We start from the raw sequence: 25,522 nt of genomic DNA on the forward strand, positions 1-25,522 counted from the left end.
CTCAGTCCCCATCCTCATCGAAGTCGAACGCCTGCTGAACGGCTCGTGGTGACCCGGCGTGCTTCCGCGCCTGCTCATTCACGTCACCCCATGCACTCACCAAGCCGTTGAAGAGAATCGCGTCTTTGGTATCGCGCTTCTTCTCGGCCTCATGGAAGAGCAGGAACCCCAACTCCTTCACCGCGTCGAGATTTACCCTTGTCTGCACCGAGGGGAGCATCTCCGCAACCCGGTCGACACCGTGCTTGGCCATCACCGCAGCCAGACGAATGGTCGCCTCCCAGACGCTAACGCGCTCGTCCGCGCTCACGTCCCACGCGTCTTCGAGCTGAGTCGGGGAGAGCAGCCGCGCCTTCCCACCCTTCGCCTCGAAGATGCCACCGCGCTCGAGTGCACCAATCGACGTGTCAGACGAGCGCGCGAGCTGATCGGCGATGCCGGAGCTTTCCTGCTTCCAGCCGTATTGGCGGTACCACTTGACCGCGAATCGTGTATCCGGATCGAAGTCTGACTCCTGCTCTCCGATCACCTCGTCGAGGGTGGCGTTCACCAAGAGAAGCGCATCCTTCACGCTCATGTCTGATCCGTCCGCCTCGCGAACACGGGCGTATCGGGAAAAGACAGACACGCCTGGCCCGATCGCGGCTTGCGCCAGGTCGACTGGTGCAATCGTGCCTTGCATCAGTGTCTGGAGGGAGCGTGGTAGCTCGGCTTTCAACGCGGCGACGAATGCCCGACGCGTTGTTGCGGTCGCGTCAGCCGGGCGCGGTCGACACGCAAGTACGATCGATGAGGCTAGGACGTTCAACCCGTGAGACATCATGCGGCCGCCGCCTTCCGTTCGCATCGGCCATGTCGCAGTGACCTCCCAACCGGAGCTGATCAAACCGTCCAGCAGCGTATGCCATCCCGTTGATGCGCTCCCCTCCGCTTCCGCGTCCTGCTGCTTGTAGGCGTAGTACACAGTGAGTGGAATCTCGGTGTTGGCTGTCTCCCTAATGCGTTCGAACACGCGGTTGAATCCTTTGACAAAGAACTCCGCGGCATGCTTGGCATCACCGTGCCTGTGGGGATTCGCTACGAGTTCCTCGCTCTTTGGCGTGAGGAGAGTCCCGAGTGTGGCCGGGAAGAACTCACCGATCGATCGTCGGAGCCAAACGTAGAAGAAGTCCGAAAGATCGGAGTAGCCGATGTTGTCGTAGTACGGCGGATCGGTCGAAACGGCGAGGCCGGTGTACGTCCTGGATGCGGCGTCAGCCTGTCGAATCTCACCTGCGGGAGTATCCCCAAGAGAGAATCCATACCCTGCAAAGGCGTTCTTGAAGCCTCGAAGGATGACTGCGAGCGAACCCGATGACGTGGAGAAGGGATTGGACTCCGCGTAGTCCCAGACCATCGGGATAGCCTGCCGATTGAAGAGATTCCTCGGGCATTCCGCCTGAGGTTCCCAACGACACAGCGAATTGTTCAGGTCCGCGAGCTTGTCGACTGCTGCAGCCAGATAGGTCGCGACTGCGTCAGCGTACGCGACGGCACCAGTGCCGCCTTGCTCGAACGATGTGCCTTCCGGCCATCCTGCCTTCCGACAGTCATCCAGGACGCGGGCGCGAGCTTCACCTACCAGCTCGGACAATGTCGAGAGCATCGTCAACTGGCGGTTGGTGTATAGATCTGCCCACCGGTGCATTCCATATGTTTGCGTCTTGATATCGCGGGGATATATCCCGATCTCCATGTCCAGCACGCCTTCGGGTGCGTCGACCTCCGCCGCAGCCAGCTGGTCGGCGCTTGCGTTGAAGTAGACGCGGCCCCGGTCGCCGTCGGCCGCGATAGCGACCAGGTGGCGACCAATGCGGCCTGCACGCCCTTCGTCTCGAACGTAGGCAAGTGAGAATGGAGTTCCATCAGCAACGGATGCACCGCCGCGTCGTCCCACAGTGCCATCGGAGGCAGGCGCGCGCCCATCAGCTACCTCATACCGAATCCCACCTTCAGTCACTCGTGGCTCAAGGTGCTTCTCCCGGCCGCGCTTCTTGCTCAGCGTCCAAGAGCTAATCAAGGGAGTCTCGATCGGGTTGGCCGGGTTCGGACTACGCACAGTCCTTGCCCATATCCATGCGACGACTGTGTGCTCGGTACCATCGGGGGACTTGATCTTGGGGTACATGTGCCCGAGCCGACGCTCCCCTTCGGCACGGAGCCACTCGCCATACTGAGCCACGTCTTCTGCGATCCCCTGAGTTCCGGTCCATCCGGTGACTTGGCCAGCCGCCGACGGGCTCACCGGTGCTCGTCCGGCAAACCTAGGGGGAATCTCCACCAATGCACGATTGATCATGACTGCGACCGGATTGAGGTCAGAAGCGTGGGCCTCAAGTCCCAGCCGTTGCGCCTCAAGCGGAATCGTCCCCCCGCCCGCAAACGGGTCCAAGATCGCCGGCATCCTGCCCCCGTTACTTTGACGAATCGCCTTGCGCGCCTCGGCAAGCAGCGCGGGGTCACTCGAGTTCTCCCAGACGCACAGTTCTTCGAGCAATCGATGGAGGCGTGCCCGTTCCGTCGCCTGTGCCTCCGCGGTTGGGAACATATCCGGATTGGCGGACGGATCGTCAACGAGCTGAGCGAACAAGACTGCACGCGTGTTTACGTGCGGGCGACGAGCCCACCAATGATGAAACGTTGCGGGTTTGGATTGACGTATCTTCGCCTCACGCTCAGTCTCTCGGTTGATGATCTCAAGCGGCAGAGACGTCTCGATGAGCTTCTTCTTCGGCGTCGGGTTCACTAGTGCGTCTCTCGTAGGCTGGTTGGTCGTCTCGATCGGATCAGTCATCGCGGTGGGCCTCCGCGATCCCAGTAGTCGCGCCACTCCTCGTTGTATGACCGCGTTGTCGCGGACGGCTCGATGTGGGTGAACGCGTCTAGCACGTACCGGAGACGATCTCGCTTCTCGCCGTCCGGCGACACGAGGACGAGGGCGAGTCGGTGGCGGTCGCCTTGCGTCTGGGCGAACGTGACCTCGTTCGTCGTGATGGTGAATGTGTCGGACCCCTCGATCCGACCCTTCACCTCGATGTAATGAATGCGCCCGTCTGGATCGAACGACTGGATGTCGTATCCGGGGTTGTTCCTGGGCATCTCGTGTGGTGTGCGGCCGAGTGCGCGTTCGGTGGCGAGAACAGCCTCGACGGCGCGACGTTCGACGAGCTCGGTGTTGCGCGCGAAGGTCTGAGGCTCGGCATCCCGGTCGCCGGTCGACAGATGCTGGCTTGGAATGACGAGTGCCGAGCCACGGACGACCGCGGGCAGCGCAACGAGTTGCGTGCTTTCGTCGAGTGCGCGAAGCCGCATGTCGAGTCGTTCGTCGAGCTGGCGTGCCCGCTGAAGCGCGGCGTCGGCGCGGACGCGGCCGACGGTTCCAGCGCGCTCGAGTGCTTCGAGGCGGTTGTGCTCGCGGTCCCAGTGGTTGATCTCGGCGAGCAGTCGTTCCTTGACCTGAACCCGGGTGCGGTCGACGTCAACGGCGATGCGCGCGGCGAGTTCGTCCATACGGGGTGCGAGTCCGTCGCGGTACGCCCACGTGCGGATCGAGCGTTCATGGTCGCTCTTCGCCCACTCGTCCGCGAGAACCTCGGCGATTGCCGCAGCCTCACCAGCGTGTGGTGCGTCGTAATCGAGGTAGGGCGGGGCCGCGGCGAGGGTGACTGTGCCTGCTGTGTCGAGGACGGGGTAGTCGAAGTGGTGCGACACGGTGTCGGCGTCGGGGGTGGCGTTCTGGATGCGTTGCTCGACCGCGTACAGCAGTGCCGTGTGGTCGGACTGCTGTTCGCGGCGATCGACGAACACCGTTCCTCGCTTGAGTACGGGGCCGAGGTCTTCGATGGTGAGCTCGATAACCGCTTGAAGGAGCGGGTGGCCGGGCGCGAGGAGCGCGGCCTGCGTCTGATTCTCGGGGCGAACGTGTGCGGTCTCGAACGTGACCCGTTCGTACCGTTCCGGCACGGGCGCCCACCGGTTGAGCCTGCGTGCTGTGTCGATGACGCGCTGAGGCACACGGGTGATCTCGTACCGTCCCTTCTCGCGCCGGCGGATGCGGCCGCCGAGGCGTTCGAAGGCGGGGATAAAGAAAGCTGCGATGTACCCGGGCTGCAGGCGTCGTTCGCGCGCCTTCTCCATCCGCTCACGGATCTCTTCGAGGTTGAGTGACGAGTACATCTCGGGGTGCAGCGCGCGCTCGGCGACCATGGTGTCGAGACCGTGGGCGACGCTCGCGTCGATGACACGGTCGAGCTCGGCCTTGCGTTCAGGCTCGTCGCCGTACCGAATCGCCTCGATCAGCAGTTCACGGAGCGACTTCTCCTGGAAGGCATCCGCATCGCCAAGGACGTTGAAGAGGTTGCCGTTGTACGCGATCGACATCTGGTCGATCTTCGACAGCAGCCGGGTGAACACGTCCCCTTCGCGGGTGTCCTTCGCGACCATGTTCCACAGGTGGCACACCTCGCGCTGGCCGATGCGGTGGATGCGGCCGAAGCGCTGCTCGATCCGGTTCGGGTTCCACGGCAGGTCGTAGTTGACCATCAGGTGCGCGCGCTGCAGGTTGAGGCCTTCACCCGCGGCATCCGTCGCCAGGAGCACGACAGTGTTGCGGTCGTAGGTGAACTGCTCGCGTGCCGCCTTGCGATCTTCACGGCGGGTGCCTCCGTGAATCGTGATGACCGACTCGGGGCGACCCAGCTGGGTCGTGATCTTCTGCCGCAGGTAATCGAGGGTGTCCTTGTGCTCGGTGAAGATGATGATCTTGCGCGGCTCGCCTGAGTCGTCGTGGACGAGAAGCTGCTCGTCGAGGATGGTGCGCAGCTGCACCCACTTCTTGTCGTCGTCGAGCAGTCGGACGCGGCGTGCGACGCGGATGAGGTCTTCGAGGATCGCGGTCTCGGTGCGCAGCTCGCCGATGGATTCGGCCGCCGTGGCGAGATCGACGACCTGGTCGACGCGGGCCTCGAACTGTGCTCTTTCTTCTTCGGAGACCTCCTCATCGATGTCATCGAAATCGTCGGGGTCGAAGCTTGGTGCCGAGTTTGACGCGTCCTCGAAGTCGAGCGTCACGCGGCCGCTCGACCATTCGTCGATGGTCGCCGTCATGGAGGTGCTGTATCGGGCCTCGTCCGTCGCACGCTGCCACTCCCGCAGTCGCGCCTCGAGGCGCGCTTGGCGTCGCTCGAGCGATCGGAGGATGGCTTCCGGACTCGAGGCGAGGCGTCGCTGCAGCACGGTGAGCGCGAATCCCACGTTGTTGCCGCGCTTCTTGTCTCCCGCCTGCGCGAGGCGTTCCGCGCGACCCATCTCCGTGCGGACGTAGCCGGTGACCAGCTCGTACAGTTCGCGTTCCGGGTCGCTGAGTTCGTACTCGACCGTGTACGCGCGACGCTCGGGGAAGAGCGGCTTGCCTTCGAAGGTGAGGAGCTCTTCCTTCACCATGCGCCGCATCAGGCCCCGTGTGTCGGTGCGGTGCACGCCGGCGCGGAACTGGCCTTCGAACCGGTCGCGGTCCAGCAGCGACATGAACAGTTGGAAGTCTTCTTCCTTGCCTGCGTGCGGGGTTGCGGTCATGAGGAGGAAGTTGTGCGCGGTCTCGGCGAGCAACCTGCCCAGGCGGAACCGCTTGGTCTCGTCGACCTGACCGGCCCATGACGAGTAGTGCGCCGACATGCGATGCGCCTCGTCGACGACGACAGCGTCCCAGGTGACGTCGGAGAGCTGTTCGATCAGGTCGTCGCTGCGGGAGAGCTGGTCCATGCGCGCGATGAGGAACGGGTGCTCGGCGAACACGTTGCGGCCTTGTGCGTCGTCGACCATCTGACGGTTGAAGATCTCGAAAGAGAGATCGAACTTCTGCGACAGTTCTTCCCGCCACTGCTCGACGAGGCCGCCCGGGGCGACGATCAGCGCTCGTTCGCAGTCGGCGCGGAGGATGAGCTCCTTGAGGTAAAGACCGGCCATGATCGTCTTGCCGGCGCCAGGGTCGTCGGCGAGCAGGAACCGCAGCGGGATCCGCGGGAGGAGTTCCTCATACACCGCGCGGATCTGATGTGGCAACGGATCGACGTCCGAGCTGTTCACCGCCGCCATCGGGTCGTAGAGCGCGGCGTACTTGATGCGCAGCGCCTCGGCCGCAAGACGGAAGTCATCAGGGTCGCCGTCGAACGCGGGCGCGTTGCCCATCTCCGTGACAAGTTCGAGCTTGCTGGCATCCGCATCGGTGACCATGCGTTCACCGGTGCGGCCGGAGTCGTCACGGAAGAAAATCTCGACGAGTGCATCATCCAGCGGCGTCACGCCGACGAGCGTCACCGGCTGCCCGGGCATGACGCCACGCAGGCGTTGCCCAGCGCGCAGCGAGGCGAGCGTCACCGCAGGTTCATCCACGTGGTTCCTCCCCTGGAAAATGGCAAGTCGATCAGGATACGTCGGGCCGCCGACATCTCGGCCGGCAGAGTCAATCCGGCGATCCGGCATCCCCCTTGCGCACCCAGTCGTCGACCTCGCTCGCCTGGAACTTCCACAGACGCCCGACCTTGTGCGCCGGCATCCCCTTCTCGGAGATCCAGGCGTAGACCGTGTCTTTGGTCACGCCCAAGTGCTCAGCGATGTCGTCGGCAGAGAGCCACGGCTCGGACATTCACGCCCCCATGCGGATTGAGCCGGATGTATCCGGGTATGGCCGATCCTATCGGGAACCCTGACCGTCGTCGCCTTTGACTTGCTCGACGTCGTCGACGGCGGCCAGCAGTTCTTCGAGGTGCATGTGAAGTTCGTCGAAGGCCTGCATGAAGAACATCAAGTCCATGCTCGATGGCGGCGTGTCGTCCAGGTCGGCGATGACCTCCCGTGCCTCGCGGACTGCAGTCTGCAGCCGCGTCTCGTTTTCAGGCAAGCCGCGGATCCAGGCGTCGATCACGCTGAACGGGATCGGCGCGAAGTCGTGAGCGTCGACGCCCACGTGGAACTGATGACCGTTCGGGCCGTGGTCGCGCGCGTGAGTGTGCCCGTGGAGGAGCGGGATGCCGTCGTCCCAGCGGGGGCGATGTGATGTGTGACGATCGGTGGGCTGGCTGTCGCCAGCGTAGGGATAGTGCGAGGCGATGATCCTGTACCCGTGGCGGGTTCCCTCGATGACCTCCGGGAGGATCTCCCAGCCCGCCGCTTCGTACATGGGCAGGAATCGCTCGATGGCTCTCTTCGACTGCGTCGCGGGCGAGACGCGGTCGTGGTTGCCGGGGACGAGGAGTCGGCGTCCGTGCAGGTGTGCGGTGAGCGGAAGGGATTCAGCGATCGCTCCGAGCGCGAGATCTCCCAGGTGCAGCACGACGGAGTCAGGAGCGACAACGTCGTTCCACCGGCCAATCAGCGCGGCATCCATCTCCGCGACGGTTGAGAAGGGACGGTCGGCGAGCTCGCTGATGCGGGCATGACTGAAGTGGGTGTCAGAGGTCACGAAGTCGACTTGGTCGAAGTCGAACCAGGGGTACTCACGCATCGCCAGGATCCGGGGCGTCGGGATCCATCTCGAAGGCGCGAAGCAGCGTTCGTTCGAGGTCGCTGACCGGCTCCGGCGGCATCCCAGCGATCTCGTCACGCAGCTGACCGAGAGCGGCCTCGATTGCGGTCCGATGCTCGTCGCGCCAGGCGCGAACGCTCGGATCGCGGAGGACTCCGTCGTCACGACTGCCCGGATAGTCGAGCAGGAGCTCGGTCTCGATCGCCGACGCCATTGCGCGTGCATCGACTGCGCTGGTCATGCGGAGAATCGAGAGGTGGGTCGCGGCGTCCGAGCCCGACACCTCGACGAGGTAGCGCTGGATATCGCCATCCTCGCCGTGCGTGGTCGCGACGAGCGAGACCGTGACCGTACGGCCTGCGATTGAGATCTCGCGCATGCTTCCTCCTCGACGTAGAACCGGCCAACCTATCAGGCGGTGATGGATCAGTCAGTCTCCGGCTCGGGATAGATTCGTCCCGGCCGTACGACGTCGTCGTGTCCGGGGATGAAGGCGATCGCGCCCAGTCGGGTCCAGTAGCTGATCAGCCAGCGTTGGATGAGCTCGGTCTGTTCACGGCGTTCGAGGAGTGTCCGTCCCGGGTCTTCGATGACGTCGTCCCACGCGATGCTCGTGAACATCGCGTTCAAGAGTTCGGTGCACGACGGCCCAGTGCCATGTGTGTCCCACCATGCGATCGTCAACCTGCCGGCTTGGGCTGCGGTGCTGGATCCGGCGGGCTCCTCGATCGTTCCGATCAGGGCGGTGAGGTAGGGATCTTCCACCGCCATGACGAACGACTCCTGGTTGAGTTCCGCAGCGCCCATACAGTGCAGAATGCCATACAGATTAGGCCTCTCTTGGTAGTCGCGGACTGTCACCCGCAACGCAGAAGGGCTTCAGCGGATCGTGAGGTCGGGCGTCGCGCTGGGCAAGAGGTCCGTGAGCTGAACGTCGAGCACCTGAGCTACCGCCAGCAGAGTCTTGACGGTCGGATTCGCGGGAGTTCCGGGCTTCGACTCGCCCTTCTCGAGCTTCTGGTACGTGTAGCGGCTCAGGTTGGACTCGTACGCCACACGGTCCTGGCTGTACCCGACACGCGCTCGCTCCCGCTGGATGTTCTGGCCGAGCTCGCGAGCGTAGTGGTCCCACGCATCAGGCGAGGTCGCGGGAGAAGGCACCCCTCAAGCGTCACGATTAGGCCTCTGCAGTAAGGCCTAATCTGTATGGCAATCTCGATGGCTCGATGACCCGGCTCGGACACAAAGACGCCCTCCACGAGGGAGGGCGTCGGGCCACGGTTGGGATGAACAACCGGGCGGGGTGTATCCACACTATACACACGATCGCTGGTAGGAAGGTGATCACCTCGTGCACCGATATGGAGTCGTCTGTTGTCAGCCTCACCCGTTCCTGGACCACCGCACGAGCGCCTCATCGTCTACATCGACGGCTTCAACTTCTATCACGGCATGCACGACAAGTTCGGACGCTCCACGCTCTGGATCGACTTCGTCGCACTCGCGCAGAGCCTGCGTCCACGCAGCCACATCGTCGCGGTGAAGTACTTCACCGCACCTGTGCTGGGCGATGCGGGCGCGGCCAGTCGTCAGGCCTACCATCAGGCAGCCGTCGCCGCGCGTCACACCAACGTCTTCAGCGTCACGCAGGGCCGATATCAAGCGAAGACCGTGACGTGCTTCAACTGTCGCGCAACGCGTACGGTGCACGAGGAGAAGGAGACCGACGTCAACATCGCCGTTGCTCTTGTGGGCGACGCCGCTGCGAACGCGATGGACTCGGCACTGATCATCAGCGCCGACAGCGATCTTGCGCCCGCGGTCAGGGCGGCCAAACAGTTCCGCCCGCACATGTTCATCGGCGCCGCCTTCCCACCCAAGCGGTTCTCGAGCGAACTCAAGCAGCTGATGCCCGCGTCGTCGCAGATCGGTCGCGACAAGATCCGCCAGGCTCTTCTGCCCGAGAGCTTCACCGTCGGCGCGACCACGTACACACGACCTCCGAAGTGGCGATGATGCGAACGAGGTAGCCCCCCGTCACCTGCGGCGTGGGTCCGCGTTCGGTCGCTTCATCGGAGTGATGTTGCGGCTCGGGTCGTCGCCACGCAGCAACTGGTTCTCGACGTGCAGCTCGGCGACGGCGGTTGCGGCGATCGTCAGCTGTGCTTCGAGGCTGCTCACTCGCTCGCGGAGCTGTTTGATCTGGGCTGCACGATCGGCCAGCGAGCTTCGCAACGACTCGATCTCACGATCTCGCGGCTGGGACCCGTCGACGCGACGTGCCCACTCATCCATGACCGCAGTCGCACGGTTCATGGTGGCGCGGCTGACGCCAGCTTCGCGATAGAGGTTCTCCTTGATGAGGCGTCCGTCGGTGCGGATCGCCGCGCCGGTGAGCAGGCGCTCCATCGCGCCGCGCAGTTTGCGTTCGGTCGCGGCAGAGATCTCAGGCATCCGTGAACTTCCTCGTGATGCGGCGAACGTCCTCAAGCTCTGTCTCGAGTTGTTCGCGATTGTGTGGTGCCATCTTGCGGTCGCGCAGCTTCGCGACGAGGTCGCGTTCCTCCGCGATCCAGATCGGCGCGTGCTCCTCGGTGACGACGGAATTGCCGCAGGCGGTGGGTTGGCAGCGATTAGGCATGACGCCTCCTGCGGCTGCTTCGGCGGGCAGCCCCGTCAAGCACGCCGCCTGCTCAGGGATGCCGAGGCAGTGGTTGACGGTTCCCCATCGGAGCGTGCTGAAGCGATCGCGCAGGAGCGCGCGCAGTGTGCGCTCGTCGCCGACCTTGACCTCGTTGCTTGCGACGGCCTCGACCTTCTCGAGCCCGTCTCGGAAGCGCTGTGCGCCTGCGCCTGCGAGCCTCATCTCGTGGTCTTGGTGGGAAGACCAGGCGCCGACCAACCGTGACGCGACAGCTTCCTGAAGCTCATGCTCGAACTCCGCGGCCCACTCCGGCGTCTCGCTCGCGTACCCGGAGGTCGTGCCGTTCGCAACGGCGCGTCGCGCAGCGTGCTTGAGCTGGATGCCGAGCGCAATCTCGCCGTCCGGCTGTTGCGCGGTGATCACAGCCATCGTCCGCCGGAACATGTGCGGAGCGAGATGAAACGCGGGGATCGGCTCAAGGCCGGCATCCGGCGATTGACCATTGAGTTGCGAGATGAACTGTTTCAGCTCACTGTGACGATCGAACCGACCTGCACCATCCTCCGCTCGATGCTCACGACGAACGGAGCTGAAGACGTCGTCGCCAAGAGCAACTCGTTCCGCGACAGCGATTGCCTGCGCAACAGGTTCGATGATCCACCAGTTGCGCCGCTGCATCCCGCGTCGCCCCTTCCGGAGCTGGGAAGTGACGGCGGGCGCGCCGTACGACGTGGTGAGCGCCCCCTTCTTGATGCTCAGCAGTTCCGAGTCGCGCATCATCGTGAGAGCCGCACAGAAGACGTAGCACGCGTTACGGAGGAGCTTCAGTTGGACTCGGATCGTCGCCGGGTCGAATCCGTCGATCCACGGACCGACGGATCCATCGGCGCGTTCGATCGCCGTCGCTTGCGTGGCGAGCCCACCGCGCGCGGTCGCGAGCGTGCCGGAGCCGATCGCGTCGACGATGTCCTGACGTCGGCGGAGGACGTCAGGACGGTCCAACTCGGAGAACATCTGCTTGCTGTGCCCATCGGAGACGAGCAAGGAAAGAAGTGTCCAGTGGATCTCGCCCTCGCGGAATCTGCCGTACGTCATCCGATGCAGGGGCACCCGATTTCCGGGCGTTACGATCCATCGCGCGAGCGTGTCCTCGGGGTGTCGTACCTTCACGCGCTCGGCTTTGGGGCGGTCGAGCGCCGACCATTCCGCGGCGGCCGCAAAGATGTCGTGCGAGAACACGTTGATGTACTGCCAACACGCCCGCAGGAGCGGCCACCACACCTGCGGTGGAATCACCGGCGTGCTCAGCTCGGCGCTGGACTTCTGCCCGCTGAGCGCGATCGTGTGGAGATCTCCCCATGGACGGAATGGGATGCCTCCGCCAGAGAGGACTGCCGCGTAGGTGTGCAGTTCGCGAACAGCATCGACTGCTTGTCGCGTTCTGGAGGGGATCCCCATCGTCTTGACCTCAGTGAGGAAGCCGTCGAGGTGCGACTGATGGAGATCACGGAGTGGAGTGTCAGGGAGGTTGTCGGCGTACCACGCGGCGAACCGCTTCAGGCCCTCGAGCTTGGAACGGATCGTCTTCACATGGGCGGGCGTTGCTCGCAGATAGATCATCTGCCCGCGCAGCACGGGATGCACGGGGTTGAGAAGTGCCATTGCGAGTTCGCGAGCACGAAGGTTCCACTCACCGATGAACGAGTCGAACAACAGCACCGCGGAATGGCGGCCCGCAGCAGGGTTCCACCCCAGGGCGCTGAGGTCCCAGCGATCCTCATCTCCGAAGAAGGGGATGGGGAAGTCATGTTCGAGGTGTCGATCTGAGATGACCGCCGTGTCGCTCGCCCAGTAGTCGCTCGCGAACAGCGACACCGGCTCGGCAGAGTACTCGCGATCGACGCTCACAGGTGGACTCCTCTCTGGGAGAGCGGCACATGGACAGAGGCGGTCTCGCACGCCGTCCGCGCGTTCTCGATCTCCGTCGGGGAGAACTCGTGGAGGATGCGTTCGACGTTGACCAACTGCTGACCGTGTACCGCCGCGAACTGGGCCGGGGGCATCTCGTTCTCGTGACCGCGGAGAATCTCTCGGTACGCGAGGACTCGCGGCAGGTGATCTGCGAACACGATCGCGTTCGGGCACGCGAAGCACATCGATGGCCGATGCTCGCAGAGCCGCCCCGCCGGCGTGAAGGGCGATTCGTACGGTGACGTGCACTGAGTCACGTTGATTCCCTGGTCGGTGGCGCTCGAGGCCAACTCGGCGGCTGCGGCAGCACCCAGGTCGCCTGCTGCGTCGTCGACGGTGCTGGCCGCAGCACGAACGAAGACCGGCCCTCGTACTCGATCGAACACCTGACTCTGCGCCGCGTTCACTGCGTTGCCGGCCAGAACATGCACGGTTGTCGACTGCGCGTAATGGCGTTGGTAGACAGCGATGCTGTGGTCGTCTCCCGCCGCGGCGTCAGCGCTGCGGAGCACTGCTGCACGAACACTCTTCACTGTCTTACGTAGCCGGCGGGAATCGTATGGCTTTGATATCTCGGGCGAGATCGACATCAGAAGCGACGTGAAGGGGCGGCGCGAGAATGACTCCTGGCGCGCGACGAGATGCCTGGACGCGGTGCGCTGCACGGTGATGAACAAGGCGTCCGCGTCGGAGCAGCCCACCTCCTTTGCCTCCTCCCGAGCTGCCTCGGTGACAGCGATCAGGCGAAGTATGAGATCCCCTGCTCTCCACCCGGTGCCATCGCGAGACCCGGTGATCGCGCATCGCACGGTTCGAGTTCGGTGGGCTCGCGCCTTGTGGAGCCGTACGCGGACCGAGTCTGTCGTGTGCTCGATGTCTGTGAGTCGAACGTCCGACCACTCTTCCGGCGCCGCACCACTCTCCAACTGCAGGAGTGTGCGAAACGCAACGAGGTCCTCGCTGGACGGATAGAGGTGGGTCAGTAGTCGTCGCGTGATCCGGCCGGCATTGGCGCGGACCGGTGACTGTTCGAGCGCGAAGTCGTCGTGGAGGTCGTCGAGCACACCTGATGCGCACGCGCGGAGGACATCAGCCTCGATCGACGCTCCGGGACGTCGTCCGAGATGGCGAATGCCCCACAGGACATCGGCGCTTCGTTCCCACCCTGTGCTTCGGGGATCGTCTGCGCTGGCGAGCAGCCGACGTCCGACTGCCAGACGAGCCTCCAATTCGCGGATTCGGGCGCGGCAGGCGTTGCGAATCGCGAGTCGCTCCGCGTTCGAGAACTCATCGAGCGGCGTGGAGTCGCCGCCCTGGTGCAGCACGTGCGCCTGCGCCCAACGGAGCGTGGCGTCGCTGACGTCACGACAGTTCGCTGCGTGGACGCGGACGAGAGCGCGGATCTGTCTGCCGTACTTGTACGGGATCGCGCTCTCCGGCGGGTAGTTGCCGGCCAACGCGGATTCCCACGCGTGCAACGCGTCGATGAGGGCGAGTCCCGGCGTTGCGAGACTCACAGTTCGCGGGCAAGCGTCAGGTAGACCGCGCAGAAGGCTCATCAGCGCCCGGCGGTACTGATACGCGGTGCCGTCGGTGTGACCCATGGCTCGACGCATGTCGATCAGCGCATCCGCGAGCTCAGCCGCAAGGACGGGGTGTGCGAAGTCGAGCGGGGCGAGTGTTCCATCGACGTTCGCGGTCGGAAGAACGAACAGCATCTGCCGCGGGGTGAGGTCGATGTTCGTCACGCGACGTTCCGATCAGCGAGGACTGCGTCCGCGTATGTCATGCCCTCGTCGCTCCAGCTCTCGAATACGTCCTGGATGAGCGCATCGGTGTCCTCGATGTAGCGCAGGTAGACCATGGTCGTCGCCGGGTTCGAGTGCCCCAGCAGCCGCTGCACTGTAAGTCGCGGGTTGATGGCGATGTGCTCGGAGATCGTGGCTGGTCCCACGTTGCCTGCCCGTCGCTCCGCCTCGCGGGCCAGCGCCACATCGGTCAGCGATTTCAGGAGCACGACAGCGAAAGTGTGGCGCAGATCGTGCGGAGTGATCCGTGCACGGCGACCGCCCATCTCGTCCTGAGCGAGCCTCAGAGCACGCCCGCTTGCAGCCTCGAACGTCGCGTGCCATTGCCTGCGGCTGATCGGCAAACCGCCTCGACCGACGAACAGCCCCAGCGCCTCCAGCCCGTGGTCCCGCTCGATGACGGCAATTCGTCGCAGGTGCGGAGGCAGCTGGTGCAGCCGCCATCTCGATCGCCGCCCATTCACCCGGCCTCGCAGGATGCCTGCCGACACGTCGATCTCGTCGACGACGAACAGCTCGGAGCGGCGTCGCCAGAGGGAGGCAGCTGACGCGCGGACGACCGCTCGGCGCTCCGTCTGCCGGTAGAGATCGACCGCCCGAAGCGTCGTGAGGGGGACGTGGACGCGTCGACGCTTCTGGTACTTCGCGCACGCCTCGAGCAAGACGGAGATGCCGGTGCCCGTCGGCGGCGGGACTTCAGCGTCGAGCAGTGTGGAGAACTCACCGAGGCGCATCCCCGTCGTCACGGCCAGCTGCGCGCCCGCCTTTGACCGCAGGCTCGTTGTGCCCCGCCAACTCTCGTCCAGATCGCCCGCGGCGGTTCGTCCGCCGAGACCGACGTCGAGGAACGTGCGCCACTGCGCCTGCGTCAGCGGCCGAATGTCGGGCTCGCTCCTCCAACGCATCCGGAGCGGCGACGACCTTCCGATGGTGATCCACGGTTCGCGCTGGATCTGCCCGGTCTGAGTGAGCAGCTGGTAGATCCCGCGTATCACGACCACGTCGCGTCGCCACGTCGCCGGCGACACCGGGCGCTCGGAGCCGCTCAGCCGCCATTCGCGGAACGCGACGATGTCGTCGCTCGACGCATGGATCACGTCGGTCTGTCGCGTGGCGAGGAACGACGCAAACCGCCTGGCGTCGTATGCGTACGCGCGCAGCGTCGCCGGGTCTGTCGACGCTGCGACGATCCGGAAGTACGTCAACCACGGCTCAACCGGCCGCCACCGATCGTCAAGGAGGATCGGCATCCCCTCGGGGAGCGAACGGGTGCGCGAGTAGATGTCGCTGGCGCGCGCGTCGAAGTCGGTTGAGGGGGCGAGTTGGTGGTCGACGAAACGCAGATACATCATGCTCCGGGGGTGCAGTCGGGTGGGTCGTTGAGACACTGACCGAACGTACACATAACGGCATGTGGCTCGGGAAACTTCCTCGTCATCGCGTACAAGGAGCTACGCCGCCTCGAGCACGCGATCCTCGAGCGCCTCGCCGAGCTGGACGAGAAGCACCGCGTGCTGTTCGCGGAGTCGAAGATCAACATCGAGAACTTCTTCGGCATTGAGATCGACGACTTCGCCGTCGAGGTCGCGATCCTGTCGTTGTGGATCGCCAAGCATCAGATGAACTCTGAGTTCAAAGACAAGTTCGGCGTCTCGATCCCACTGATCCCGCTAAAGGAGGCCGGCCAGGTCAAGCAGGGCAACGCGACGCGCATCGACTGGAACGACGTCTGCCCGAACGACGGGACGACCGAGATCTATCTGATCAGTAATCCTCCCTACTATGGATCGAAGCGGCAGACCGTCGAGCAGCGTAATGACTATGAGTACGTTCCGGACGGTCAGACTGTCTCAAGGAATCTGGACTACGTGTCGTTGTGGTTCGTACGCGGCGCTCAGTACATCACGCAATCACGTGCTGAGCTCTCGTTCGTGACGACGAACTCGATCACACAGGGTCAGCAGGTGCCTCTCTTGTTCCCGCAGATCTTTGATCTGGGCCTCGAGATCGGCTACGCGTACACGTCGTTCAAGTGGACCAACAACGCCAAGCGGAATGCTGGCGTCACGGTATGCGTCATCAATCTGCGAAATACCGACTCTCGGCAGAAGACCATCCACTCGCATGGGCTCGAGATTGCGGCGTCGAACATCAACGGCTACCTCGCTGACAGCAGCAACGTGTTCATCACAGATCGGCGAAAGGCGCTGTCTGATATCCCGCCGATCTCGAACGGCAGTATGCCGAACGACGGAGGGAACTTCCTCCTCAAACCGCAGGAGTGGCAACGAATCACAACGGCGGATGAACGAGCCACCCGGTATACAAAGGCGTTCATTGGAACTGAGGAGTTCATCGACGGCAGAGAGAAGTACGCAATCTGGATCTCCGAACCCGACGCCGATGCCGCGCGCAGAGTTCCGGAGATCGACCGCAGGATCCAGCGGGTTTATGAGCATCGCGCGGATAGCAATCGTCTGGCGACTCAGAAGCTGGCACTGGTCCCCTGGCGCTTCGCGGAGGTTCGATACCGGGCGACGGACTCGATCTTGATTCCACGTCACTCTTCAGAGCGGCGCCACTACATTCCCATGGGCTACTTGGGGCCGGACACGGTCATCGGGGACTCCGCGAGCGCGATCTACGGTGCGGAGCCGTGGACGTTTGGCCTTATCACCTCGCGAATGCACATGGCTTGGACTCGAGCTGTCGCAGGAGCACTCGAAGATCGCATCCGCTACTCCAACACGATCGTCTACAACAACTTCCCCGTTCCGTCGCTGTCGGACACCGTGAAGGAAAAGCTTGCTGTCGCCGCGCTGCGCGTGTTGGACGTTCGCGAGTACCACTGCGAGCAGACGCTCGCCGAGCTCTACGACCCAGACAAGATGCCCGACGATCTACGCGCGGCACACGCCGAGGTCGACGCGCTGGTCGACTCGATCTACTCCAAGAAGCCGTACGAGACCGACGAGCAGCGACTGTCCGACCTCTTCGCGATGTACGAGCGTATGACCGCCGAAGAGACCGCGAAGGTTTCGGCGAAGAAGACCAGGGGGACCCGCAAATGAACGCGATCAAGAAGCCCGTCAACATCGTCAACGTCACCTACGCCCAGACCAAGGCATCGGTGAACACTGACATGCTCGGCATGCGCGAGATGCAGCAGCGGGTGTTCGCGCAGCGAGACGCCCAGCACCTGCTGGTGAAGGCCCCGCCGGCTTCGGGCAAGTCGCGCGCGTTGATGTTCGTGGCGCTCGACAAGCTCTACAACCAGGGCCGCAAGAAGGTCATCGTCGCGGTGCCTGAGCGCTCGATCGGCGCGTCGTTCGCCCCGACGGCGCTGACGAAGCATGGCTTCTGGGCCGATTGGGAAATCAAGAACGAGAACAACCTCTGCGACGCGGGATCGTCGGCCGGAAAGGTCGACGCGTTCCTAAGATTCCTCGAGGGCTCCGACGCGACGCTGGTCTGCACGCATGCGACGCTGCGGTTCGCCTTCGAGAAGCTGGCGCCAGACGCTTTCAACGGCACCGTGCTGGCGATCGACGAGTTCCACCACGTCTCCGCTGACACCGAGAGCTCGCGCCTGGGCGCGCTGCTGCGCGACGTGATGAACGGCTCCGACGCGCACATCGTCGCGATGACGGGCTCGTACTTCCGCGGCGACTCGGTGCCCGTCCTCTCGCCCGAGGATGAGGCGAAGTTCACGCCGGTGACGTTCAACTACTACGACCAGCTCAACGGGTACGAGCACCTGCGCTCACTCGGTATCGGCCACCACTTCTATCAGGGCAGGTACACCGACGCGATCGGCGAGGTTCTCGACCTCGACAAGAAGACGATCGTGCATATCCCGAACGTCAACTCCGGCGAGTCCACGAAGGACAAACTGGAGGAGGTCGGCTTCATCCTCGACACCATCGGCGAGGTCGTCGACGAAGACGAAGACACCGGCATCATCAGCGTGCGCCGGAACGACACGGGCGAGATCGTGCGCGTCGCGGACCTCGTCGACGACACCGACCAGAAGAAGCGCGGCGACACTCTCCATTTCCTGGCGCACACGGCGTCGAAGGACCGCGACGCGGTGGACGTGATCATCGCCCTGGGGATGGCGAAGGAGGGCTTCGACTGGCCGTTCGCCGAGCACGCCCTGACCGTCGGGTACAGAGCCTCGCTCACTGAAGTCATCCAGATCATCGGCCGCGTGACCCGCGACTCCGAGGGCAAGTCCCACGCCCAGTTCACGAACCTCATCGCAGAGCCCGACGCCTCGCAGGGCGAAGTCAAGGTCTCGGTGAACAACATGCTCAAGGCCATCACCGCGTCACTGCTGATGGAGCAGGTGCTGGCACAGAACTTCCAGTTCAAGACGAAGAAGTTCGACGGCGACGATGTGAAGAAGCCTGGCGAGCTGAAGATCAACGGCTTCAAGGAGCCCTCGACCGCGCGCGTGACGCAGATCATCGAGACAGACCTGAACGATCTGAAGGCGACAATCTTGCAGGACGACACCTTCGCCAAAGCTGCCGCCGGGTCGGTCGACCCTGAGACGACCAACCGGGTGCTGATCCCCAAGATCATCCGTGACAAGTACCCGGACCTCACTGAAGGTGAGGTCGAGGAGGTGCGTCAGCAGGTGGTCGCCGACTCGGTCATCAAGACCGGCGAGGTGCGCGAGGTCGGCGACAAGCGTTTCATCAAGCTCGCCGAGAAGTTCGTGAACATCGACGAGCTGAGCATCAACCTCATTGACTCGGTGAACCCGTTCCAGCGCGCCTTCGAGGTGATGTCGAAGTCGGTCACGCCGTCGGTGCTGAGGATCATCCAGGACCAGATCGCGGCCACCCGGATCGAGTTCACCGAGGAAGAGGCGCTGGCGCTGTTCCCGAAGATCCAGACCTGGGTGAAGGTCAACGGGCGCCGTCCCGATGTGCGCGCCGAGGATCCGAACGAGAAGCGTCTCGCGACCGCGCTGCTGTTCCTTCAGAAGCTCAAGCAGCAGCGCGAGGCCGAGAAGCGCGCGACAGAGGTGGTGACCGAAGCGTGAGCACGGATGAAGACATCGGGCCCGTCGACTTCATCCTGACCGACTTTCAGGCGCTTCTCGAGGCCGACGTTGACGGCCTGCTCGATGCACCGGAGAAGCCCCAGAAGATCACGTCGTCCGATCGCCTCGAGCGAGCGTTCCTGGAGATCGTGGAGTTCTACCGGGCCCACGGCCGGGTGCCAAGCTCATCGACCCGCGAGATCGCCGAGCGCAAGCTCGGCGCGAGACTCGACGGCTTCCTCGCCAGTGTCGAGCGGGCCGCTGCCGTCAAGCATCTGGATGAGTTCGGTCTGCTCGAAGCGCCGCAAGCTCCAGCGTCGATCGACGATTTGCTTGAGGGCGACGAGCTTGACGACCTGCTCGGCGATGACGGCGGCATCCTCGACGTTTCGGACCTCCCGACCCGCCGGAGCTCCGAAGCGCCCGACTCGGTAGCGAAGCGCACGAAAGCGCAGGACTTCGAGAACTTCGAGCACCTTTTTCGCGCCAAGCACTCCGAGCTGAAAGAGGGAACGATCACGCTGGCACCCTTCAAAGGCGTGCACACCATTCAAGAGGGCCGGTTCTTTGCCCTGAACGGCATGCTGCTCTTCGTCGCCGAGGTTGGCGAATCGCTGTCGATGGTCGTCGGCGGCAAGGCGGAGCAGAAGCAACGGCTTCGTGTGATCTTCGAGAACGGGACTGAGTCCTCTTTGTACAGGCAGTCGCTCTCGATCCGGCTGCACGAGCAGGCAGGGCGCGCGCTCGTCCGAGCTGGAGCGTCAGCTGACGACATCCTCGACGGCGATGTCGAGACCGGACACATCTACGTTCTTCAGTCGCTCAGTACCGACCCTCTGGTTGCGAACATGGAGGATCTGCACAAGATCGGCTTCTCGACCACAAGCGTCGAGCAACGCATCAAGAACGCGGAGAGGTCGCCGACCTACCTCATGGCCCCCGTGAAGGTTGTGGCTGACTACCGGCTCTACAACGTGAAGGCGTCGTGGCTGGAGCATCTTCTGCACCGGGTCTTTGCGGAGGTACGGCTGGACCTCACCCAGGTCGACAAGAAGGGCCGGAACTACGACCCCTCGGAGTGGTTCGTCGTTCCCTATGACGTGATCAACCAAGCGGTGACGATGATCATGTCCGGGGAGATCACGAACTACGTCTACGACAAATCCGAGCGTCGACTAGTTGTACTGACCGGGGACATTAGTTGACGCGGGCGGGGGCGGTGGGAGCACTCGCGTCAAGGTTGCGGCATCACCAGCGACATGCACACCTTGGGCGATAGCAATGGGTAGGGGCATTGCGCCTTGCAGGAGGGCAACCAGGATCGGCCCCGGCCCTGTTATCGCCGCCAGGGGGCTGGCGTCGCGCTGACAGGGGGCCACCGTGATGGTGCCTCCGGCTGCGGTGAGGTCGAAGCCGTCGTCGAAGGTGCCGAACCGGATGACGACCGCGGGATCATCCGGTCGGTGATCCTTGAGGAGGAAGCGAGCTGGCTGGCTGAGCCAATGCATTTGGAAGATCGCGTCGCTCGGCGCATCCGGAACTGTCGGGGCACCCCACCTCAAAAGCTCACGCAGCACTCCGTCCAAGGCCCGGCCGCGGTCGGTGAGCTGGTATGTCGGCGTGCCCGAGGTGCCTGATGAGGGCTCGCGAATCACGACACCGTTCGTCTCGAGGTCCCGCAGGCGTTGGGTGAGCAGGTTCGTCGCAATGCCAGGCAGGCCGCGCTGCACTTCACCAAAGCGCAGTTCACCCCCGATCAGGAGCTCCCTCACGATCAGGAGAGTCCACCGGTCGCCGACGACATCCAGCGCGCGGGCGATCGAGCAGAGCTGACCGTAGGACTTCACGTGACCCCCTTGACTTTCTCAAGTATCTGCTTGAAAGTATCAAGCACCATTGTCACACCAAGGAGAGTCATGCCTGCCACGCTGTCTTCCGAAGCGCCACAGGTCCTCAAGGACTACTACCGGATCCTCGAGTCCGGCACCGATGACTACCAGGACGGGGCCACCCTGCGGCCCCTGCTTGGCGACCACCTCGACTTCACCGGCTCCCTCGCTGGACATCTCCCCGATGCGACCGAGGGCTTCCTGATCGGCGTAGCCGGCTTCATCGGGACGGTCCAGGAGATCGAGATCATCCATGACGTGCACAGTCCTCACGGATCGGCCGTGCTCTACACCGCAACCATGCCCGGCGGCCCGATGACCTTCGCGGAGTTCTTCACCTTCGACGGCGGGCGCATCACGTCCTTGAACCTGCACTACAGCGGACCCGAGTACATCGAAAAGGGCGGGCGATGACGGCCCAGAAGGACCTTGTCGAGCGGGTACGTGAAGCGCTAAGTGACCGCGACCCTCGCGAGGTGCCGATGTTCGGCGGCGTGTCCTTCATGGTCGAGGGACGCATGGTCGTCGCCGCGCGCCGGGATGGAGCGCTCCTGCTACGCATTGATCCCACGGCCGCGAAGGATCTGCTCGCGCGCCCCGGCTGCCACCCCGCGCTGATGGGGACAGACCGCCCCATGGGCGACGGCTGGATCAGCGTTGAGCAGGCTGCCCTCCAGGGTGCCGGGCTCGATGCCTGGCTCGAGCCGGCACTCTCCTTCCACGAAGCGCAAGACGCCAAGTAGAGCACCCTCCCCACCCCCATTCATCGGTGGCCGGCCGCAAACGCGGCCGGCCACCGATCTATTTCAGGAGACACCTTGAGCCATCGCAATGCCGCACTGACCCCACGCCATCGTCTGCGAGTCGCTCGACTCGTCATCGAGGACGGATGGCCGATCAGCGAAGTCGCTGCCCGTTTCCAGGTGTCGTGGCCCACCGTGAAGCGGTGGGCCGAGCGCTACGTTGCTGGCGAGCCGATGCAGGATCGGTCGTCGCGGCCGAAGTCTTCACCGAATAAGACGAGCACGAAGATAATGAAGCGGTGCGTGAGCCTACGAATGCGCCTGAAGGAAGGGCCCGTCCAACTCGCGTCCCGGCTCGGCATCGCCCCGTCCACGGTCCACCGGATCCTCAAGGGAGCCCGCATGAATCGGCTCTCCTACGTCGACCGTGCCACCGGCGAGGCGATCCGCCGGTACGAACACAACCATCCTGGTTCTCTCGTGCACGTCGACGTGAAGAAGCTCGGGAACATCCCCGACGGCGGTGGCTGGCGCTACGTCGGCCGACGCCAAGGAGAGAGGAATCGCGTCGCCACCCCTGACAAGCCGAAGAACAAGTGGCGCAACCCCAAGCTCGGGTACGCGTTCGTGCACACGGTCATCGACGATCACTCCCGCGTCGCCTGCACCGAAGTCCAGGACGACGAGACCGCTGCCACTGCCGTCGGGGTCCTGCATCGAGCAGTCGAGTGGTTCTCCAACCGCGGGGTTGCTATCGAGCGGGTCTTGTCCGACAACGGTGGTGCCTATCGGTCCAACCTCTGGCGAGACACGTGCGAAGCGCTCTCGATCGTTCCAAAGCGAACACGGCCCTACCGGCCGCAGACCAACGGCAAGGTGGAGCGCTTCCACCGGACCATGGCCGATGGGTGGGCGTATGCACGGTGCTACACCAGCGAACAGGAACGCCGCGACGCTCTCACCGGCTGGCTCCACCACTACAACCAGCACAGGCCCCACACCGCCTGTGGCAACCGACCGCCCTTCTCACGATTGATCAACGTCTCCGGTCAGTACAACTAGTCGAGCGTGATCGATGACCTCGAGGAGCCGGCCATCTAGGAGCGGCACTCCTCTGGGGAGTCATCCCTGGCGTTGAGAGGATCGTAGCTGCGCGCTCTTGGGTCAGCTCTGATCCCAAGCCTCCACCAGGTACCAAGAGTCGTCAGCGAGAGTGGCGACGGCGCTGACGCCAGCGGTTGAGAAGTTGGACTTGATCTCCTCCCCGCGGGCGTGAAAGAGGTACGGGTAGCCGCCATCGTGAAGCAGTTGCGCCCGCCCGTCCTCAGACCTGACTCGTGCCATTTTCTCGTGATTCTGGTTTCGGGGGCTTGGGATCGTTGATTTTCCGGGGGTGTTGGTGTCCGTGCGGGGCACTAACCGCGTCGATTTAGACTCGCTCGGTGGGGTTGTTTGTGCGGAAGGTGAGGACCGCGTCTGGCGCGACGGCGGTCCAGATCGTCCGCAAGCATCGTGGGGTCCGCACGATCGTGGAGCACATCGGCTCCGCGCACGACGACGCGCAACTGGCCGCGCTGGTGCAGATCGCGAAAGAACGGATCACCGTCGGGCAGCTCGCGTTCGACCTCGACGCGTTGACGCCGACCGCGCCGACTGGGGTGGCGCCGATCGTGACCGGTTCCCGGTCCCGAGTGATCTGGGAGGTGCTCGAGAGCGCATATCGACGCCTCGGGTTTCATGCTGTGGTCGACGACGACGTGTTCATGAAGCTCGTCCTCGCCCGTGTGGTCGAGCCGACAAGCAAGGCCGACACGATCCGGGTCCTGGACGAACTCGGGGTCGAGGCGCCGGGGCTGCGGACGATCTGGCGAACCCTCGCGAGGTGTGTTGAGCAGGATTGGAGGGGCAAGCTCGCCACCGCCGCCTTTGCACATGCGACCCGGCACGGCCAGCTGAAGCTGGTGCTCTACGACGTCACCACCCTTTACTTCGAAGCCGAAGACGAGGACGCGCTCCGCAAGGTGGGGATGAGCAAGGAACGCCGCGTCGACCCGCAGATCGTCGTGGGGATGCTCGTCACTCCGGACGGGTTCCCGCTCGAGGTCCACGAGTTCCCCGGCAACACCGGTGAGACCCTTACCCTGCTCCCGGTGCTGCGCGCGTTCCAGAACCGTCACCAGGTCGATGATGTCGTGGTCGTTGCGGACGCCGGCATGCTGTCTGCCAGCAACTTGAACCAGATCGAGGATGCCGGGTTCTCGTTCATCGTCGGGTCCAGGATCAGCAAGGCCCCCTACGACCTCGCCGAGCACTTCGATCGGCACGGGGGTGTCCTCTACGACGGCGGCACCCTGGAATCGAAACGGATCATGGGCGTCGGGCCGAACGCACGGGAGCGGCGGGTGGTCTATCACTACTCGGCCAAGCGTGACCGGCGTGACAACCACACCCTGGACAAGCAAGTCGAGCGGGCGCAGAAGATCGCCGACGGGAAGAGACCGCTGAAAAAGGACCGGTTCGTGAAACTCACCGGCACCCGCCCCGCGGTCGATCAAGCCCTTGTCGACCGGGCCCGCCAACTCGCCGGATTGAAGGGCTATGTGACCAACATCCCCGCGATCCGGCTCCCCGGCGGCGAGATCGTGGCGGCGTATCACGAGCTGTTCCAGGTCGAGGCGTCGTTCCGGATGGCGAAGACCGACCTCCGCGCACGACCGATGTTTCACCACGAAGCCGACTCGATCCACGCGCACCTCACGATCGTGTTCACCGCCCTCGCGATCTCACGCCACCTCCAAGCCGCCACCGGCGTGAGCATCCGCAAGATCGTCCGCACCCTGCGGCCGCTGCGCGACGTCACCATCCGCATCAACGGGAACGAACTGACCGCAACGATCCCGCCCGGAGCCGAAGCGCACGCCATCCTCGAGGCCACCGCGGGGCACTAACTTGGCACGACTCAGGTCAGAGGCACTCAGCAGCTTGTCGACCCAGGCTCGATAGGGCACATATGCAACACGGCGCGAGATGAGCGTGCCGAGGTAGCTCGTCCGCTCCTCATACGGAATCTCGCTGATGCGACGAAGGTCCCGCTCGCTGATCCCTGAGCGGACCTCGTGCACGTGCGCGTTATACCCGAGCATCAGTCGATCCCCTCGCTCCTCAGTCCATACGTATCTGGCCGGGTGCGTTCGAGGCGCGATGGACCGAAATGTCCATATGGACACACCGTGGACATTTCATATGCGAAATGGACAACTTCGAAAAAAACCTACAAGAGCTGTAGGTTCCCGCTCGAGATGGCGAGGAATGCCGCGATTCCACGGTAGTTGGCTGGGGTTTCGGGTTCAGGATTCCGCGAGTAGTGGCGGATTCTTACAAGAGCTCATGGCCGTCGCGGCGATCGGCTACACACCATGCAGCGTGTCCGAACCGGCAGCGACGCGCTCTCCCCGGCCGCAGCAGCGCCCCCCGACGTGAACGGGAATACTCTCGTCAATCGGGGAGCTCCGGCAGGCGTCATCCTCCGCCGGGCAGATGCTCGAGGTGCCCGATGGCCTCCTCGAGCAGTTCGGAGACGTGGTCGTCGAAGAGCGAGTAGTGGATGTGCCGGCCGTCGCGCGTGCCAAGGACCAGGCTCAGATGCCGCAGCAGCCGCAAATGGTTCGATGTGGTCGTCTGTCCGATGTGCAGCTGTTCGCTGAGGTCGGTCACGGTGCTCGGCTGAACACTCAGCGCGCTCAGAATGCGCAGCCGCACAGGTGACGCCAGTGCCTGCATGATCTCGGCGAGACGCTCAGCATCCGCTACGGACAGGGTGCCTGCTTCCCGACGCGTCTCAGTACCGGCCATG

21 protein-coding genes are annotated in these 25,522 nt (G+C 63.9%); 8 read left to right on the forward strand and 13 right to left on the reverse strand.

Translation table 11 applies throughout. The annotated features are described in order from the left end of the window. Position 1: 1 nt before the first annotated feature. The 7 genes from AB2L57_RS17345 to AB2L57_RS17375 all read right to left on the reverse strand — a co-directional run bounded on the left by AB2L57_RS17345 (position 2) and on the right by AB2L57_RS17375 (position 8,722). Positions 2-2,833, reverse strand: a complete 2,832-nt coding sequence (locus tag AB2L57_RS17345; RefSeq protein WP_409047709.1) for a DUF1156 domain-containing protein — start codon at positions 2,831-2,833, stop codon at positions 2-4. Then, entirely contained in the window at positions 2,830-6,429 is a 3,600-nt protein-coding gene (locus tag AB2L57_RS17350) for a helicase-related protein (protein WP_409047710.1), read from the reverse strand. The genes AB2L57_RS17345 and AB2L57_RS17350 overlap by 4 nt, the downstream gene beginning before the upstream one ends. 70 nt (positions 6,430-6,499) lie before the next feature. Beyond that, the gene (locus AB2L57_RS17355; RefSeq protein WP_275277692.1) at positions 6,500-6,682 is read right to left on the reverse strand and encodes a helix-turn-helix domain-containing protein; all 183 of its coding nucleotides are present in this window, start codon (positions 6,680-6,682) and stop codon (positions 6,500-6,502) included. Positions 6,683-6,730: 48 nt separating this feature from the next. Further along, on the reverse strand, positions 6,731-7,540 hold the full coding sequence (locus AB2L57_RS17360; RefSeq protein WP_409047711.1) for a hypothetical protein: 810 nt from the start codon (positions 7,538-7,540) through the stop codon (positions 6,731-6,733). Further along, a complete protein-coding gene (locus tag AB2L57_RS17365; protein WP_195692258.1) occupies positions 7,533-7,940 on the reverse strand; it encodes a hypothetical protein in 408 nt (135 codons plus the stop codon). The genes AB2L57_RS17360 and AB2L57_RS17365 overlap by 8 nt, the downstream gene beginning before the upstream one ends. 47 nt (positions 7,941-7,987) lie before the next feature. Further along, entirely contained in the window at positions 7,988-8,368 is a 381-nt protein-coding gene (locus AB2L57_RS17370; RefSeq protein ID WP_409047712.1) for a hypothetical protein, read from the reverse strand. 72 nt (positions 8,369-8,440) lie between these two features. Beyond that, positions 8,441-8,722 carry a helix-turn-helix domain-containing protein gene (locus AB2L57_RS17375; RefSeq protein WP_269268607.1) on the reverse strand — a complete coding sequence of 94 codons (282 nt, stop codon included), beginning with the start codon at positions 8,720-8,722 and terminating at the stop codon, positions 8,441-8,443. A 213-nt stretch (positions 8,723-8,935) separates the two neighbouring features. On the opposite strand from AB2L57_RS17375, the gene AB2L57_RS17380 reads away from it, so the two are divergent. Then, a complete protein-coding gene (locus AB2L57_RS17380; RefSeq protein ID WP_036295197.1) occupies positions 8,936-9,577 on the forward strand; it encodes an NYN domain-containing protein in 642 nt (213 codons plus the stop codon). Positions 9,578-9,598: 21 nt separating this feature from the next. Here the strand turns inward: AB2L57_RS17380 and AB2L57_RS17385 are convergent, their stop codons facing one another. The 4 genes from AB2L57_RS17385 to AB2L57_RS17400 are packed head-to-tail and all read right to left on the reverse strand — an operon-like array spanning position 9,599 to position 15,336. Continuing rightward, a complete protein-coding gene (locus tag AB2L57_RS17385) occupies positions 9,599-10,015 on the reverse strand; it encodes a hypothetical protein (RefSeq protein ID WP_409047713.1) in 417 nt (138 codons plus the stop codon). Continuing rightward, on the reverse strand, positions 10,008-12,113 hold the full coding sequence (locus tag AB2L57_RS17390; protein WP_409047714.1) for a hypothetical protein: 2,106 nt from the start codon (positions 12,111-12,113) through the stop codon (positions 10,008-10,010). Before AB2L57_RS17390 ends, AB2L57_RS17385 begins: the two co-directional genes overlap by 8 nt. Next, positions 12,110-13,924, reverse strand: coding sequence for a hypothetical protein (locus AB2L57_RS17395; protein WP_409047715.1), 1,815 nt, complete (start codon positions 13,922-13,924; stop codon positions 12,110-12,112). Before AB2L57_RS17395 ends, AB2L57_RS17390 begins: the two co-directional genes overlap by 4 nt. Then, positions 13,921-15,336: a tyrosine-type recombinase/integrase gene (locus AB2L57_RS17400; protein WP_409047716.1), complete on the reverse strand. Its 1,416-nt coding sequence runs from the start codon at positions 15,334-15,336 to the stop codon at positions 13,921-13,923. The genes AB2L57_RS17395 and AB2L57_RS17400 overlap by 4 nt, the downstream gene beginning before the upstream one ends. 51 nt (positions 15,337-15,387) lie before the next feature. On the opposite strand from AB2L57_RS17400, the gene AB2L57_RS17405 reads away from it, so the two are divergent. The 3 genes from AB2L57_RS17405 to AB2L57_RS17415 all read left to right on the forward strand — a co-directional run bounded on the left by AB2L57_RS17405 (position 15,388) and on the right by AB2L57_RS17415 (position 20,242). Continuing rightward, positions 15,388-17,055, forward strand: coding sequence for a class I SAM-dependent DNA methyltransferase (locus AB2L57_RS17405; protein WP_409048649.1), 1,668 nt, complete (start codon positions 15,388-15,390; stop codon positions 17,053-17,055). After that, positions 17,052-19,037 (forward strand): DEAD/DEAH box helicase, encoded by a 1,986-nt coding sequence (locus AB2L57_RS17410; protein WP_409047717.1) that lies wholly within the window; start codon positions 17,052-17,054, stop codon positions 19,035-19,037. Before AB2L57_RS17405 ends, AB2L57_RS17410 begins: the two co-directional genes overlap by 4 nt. Before the next feature lie 149 nt (positions 19,038-19,186). Beyond that, complete coding sequence (locus AB2L57_RS17415) at positions 19,187-20,242, forward strand: GIY-YIG nuclease family protein (RefSeq protein ID WP_409047718.1); 1,056 nt, start codon at positions 19,187-19,189, stop codon at positions 20,240-20,242. Here AB2L57_RS17415 and AB2L57_RS17420 read toward each other — a convergent pair. Then, a complete protein-coding gene (locus AB2L57_RS17420) occupies positions 20,213-20,884 on the reverse strand; it encodes a winged helix-turn-helix transcriptional regulator (RefSeq protein WP_409047719.1) in 672 nt (223 codons plus the stop codon). The genes AB2L57_RS17415 and AB2L57_RS17420 overlap by 30 nt on opposite strands. Before the next feature lie 69 nt (positions 20,885-20,953). Here AB2L57_RS17420 and AB2L57_RS17425 point away from each other — a divergent pair, with 69 nt between their 5' ends. From AB2L57_RS17425 to AB2L57_RS17440, 4 genes are all read left to right on the forward strand, one after another. After that, entirely contained in the window at positions 20,954-21,340 is a 387-nt protein-coding gene (locus AB2L57_RS17425; RefSeq protein ID WP_048544915.1) for a hypothetical protein, read from the forward strand. Next, positions 21,337-21,669 (forward strand): TfoX/Sxy family protein, encoded by a 333-nt coding sequence (locus AB2L57_RS17430; protein ID WP_147051082.1) that lies wholly within the window; start codon positions 21,337-21,339, stop codon positions 21,667-21,669. The genes AB2L57_RS17425 and AB2L57_RS17430 overlap by 4 nt, the downstream gene beginning before the upstream one ends. 75 nt (positions 21,670-21,744) lie before the next feature. Next, complete coding sequence (locus AB2L57_RS17435) at positions 21,745-22,731, forward strand: IS481 family transposase (RefSeq protein ID WP_409047720.1); 987 nt, start codon at positions 21,745-21,747, stop codon at positions 22,729-22,731. Positions 22,732-23,111: 380 nt separating this feature from the next. Beyond that, positions 23,112-24,617 (forward strand): IS1634 family transposase, encoded by a 1,506-nt coding sequence (locus AB2L57_RS17440; protein ID WP_409047721.1) that lies wholly within the window; start codon positions 23,112-23,114, stop codon positions 24,615-24,617. Between the two features lie 571 nt (positions 24,618-25,188). Here the strand turns inward: AB2L57_RS17440 and AB2L57_RS17445 are convergent. Continuing rightward, positions 25,189-25,521 carry a helix-turn-helix transcriptional regulator gene (locus tag AB2L57_RS17445; protein ID WP_045246029.1) on the reverse strand — a complete coding sequence of 111 codons (333 nt, stop codon included), beginning with the start codon at positions 25,519-25,521 and terminating at the stop codon, positions 25,189-25,191. Position 25,522: the final 1 nt, after the last annotated feature.

Origin of the sequence: Microbacterium sp. HA-8, from assembly GCF_046111165.1 — a bacterium.
Lineage (GTDB): Bacteria > Actinomycetota > Actinomycetes > Actinomycetales > Microbacteriaceae > Microbacterium.

Coding starts and splice junctions, on each gene's coding strand:
- AB2L57_RS17345 (WP_409047709.1), bottom strand. CDS start 2,833: ATGACTGATCCGATCGAGACGACCAACCAGCCTACGAGAGACGCACTA.
- AB2L57_RS17355 (WP_275277692.1), bottom strand. CDS start 6,682: ATGTCCGAGCCGTGGCTCTCTGCCGACGACATCGCTGAGCACTTGGGC.
- AB2L57_RS17360 (WP_409047711.1), bottom strand. CDS start 7,540: ATGCGTGAGTACCCCTGGTTCGACTTCGACCAAGTCGACTTCGTGACC.
- AB2L57_RS17365 (WP_195692258.1), bottom strand. CDS start 7,940: ATGCGCGAGATCTCAATCGCAGGCCGTACGGTCACGGTCTCGCTCGTC.
- AB2L57_RS17370 (WP_409047712.1), bottom strand. CDS start 8,368: ATGGGCGCTGCGGAACTCAACCAGGAGTCGTTCGTCATGGCGGTGGAA.
- AB2L57_RS17385 (WP_409047713.1), bottom strand. CDS start 10,015: ATGCCTGAGATCTCTGCCGCGACCGAACGCAAACTGCGCGGCGCGATG.
- AB2L57_RS17400 (WP_409047716.1), bottom strand. CDS start 15,336: ATGATGTATCTGCGTTTCGTCGACCACCAACTCGCCCCCTCAACCGAC.
- AB2L57_RS17410 (WP_409047717.1), top strand. CDS start 17,052: ATGAACGCGATCAAGAAGCCCGTCAACATCGTCAACGTCACCTACGCC.
- AB2L57_RS17425 (WP_048544915.1), top strand. CDS start 20,954: ATGCCTGCCACGCTGTCTTCCGAAGCGCCACAGGTCCTCAAGGACTAC.
- AB2L57_RS17430 (WP_147051082.1), top strand. CDS start 21,337: ATGACGGCCCAGAAGGACCTTGTCGAGCGGGTACGTGAAGCGCTAAGT.
- AB2L57_RS17445 (WP_045246029.1), bottom strand. CDS start 25,521: ATGGCCGGTACTGAGACGCGTCGGGAAGCAGGCACCCTGTCCGTAGCG.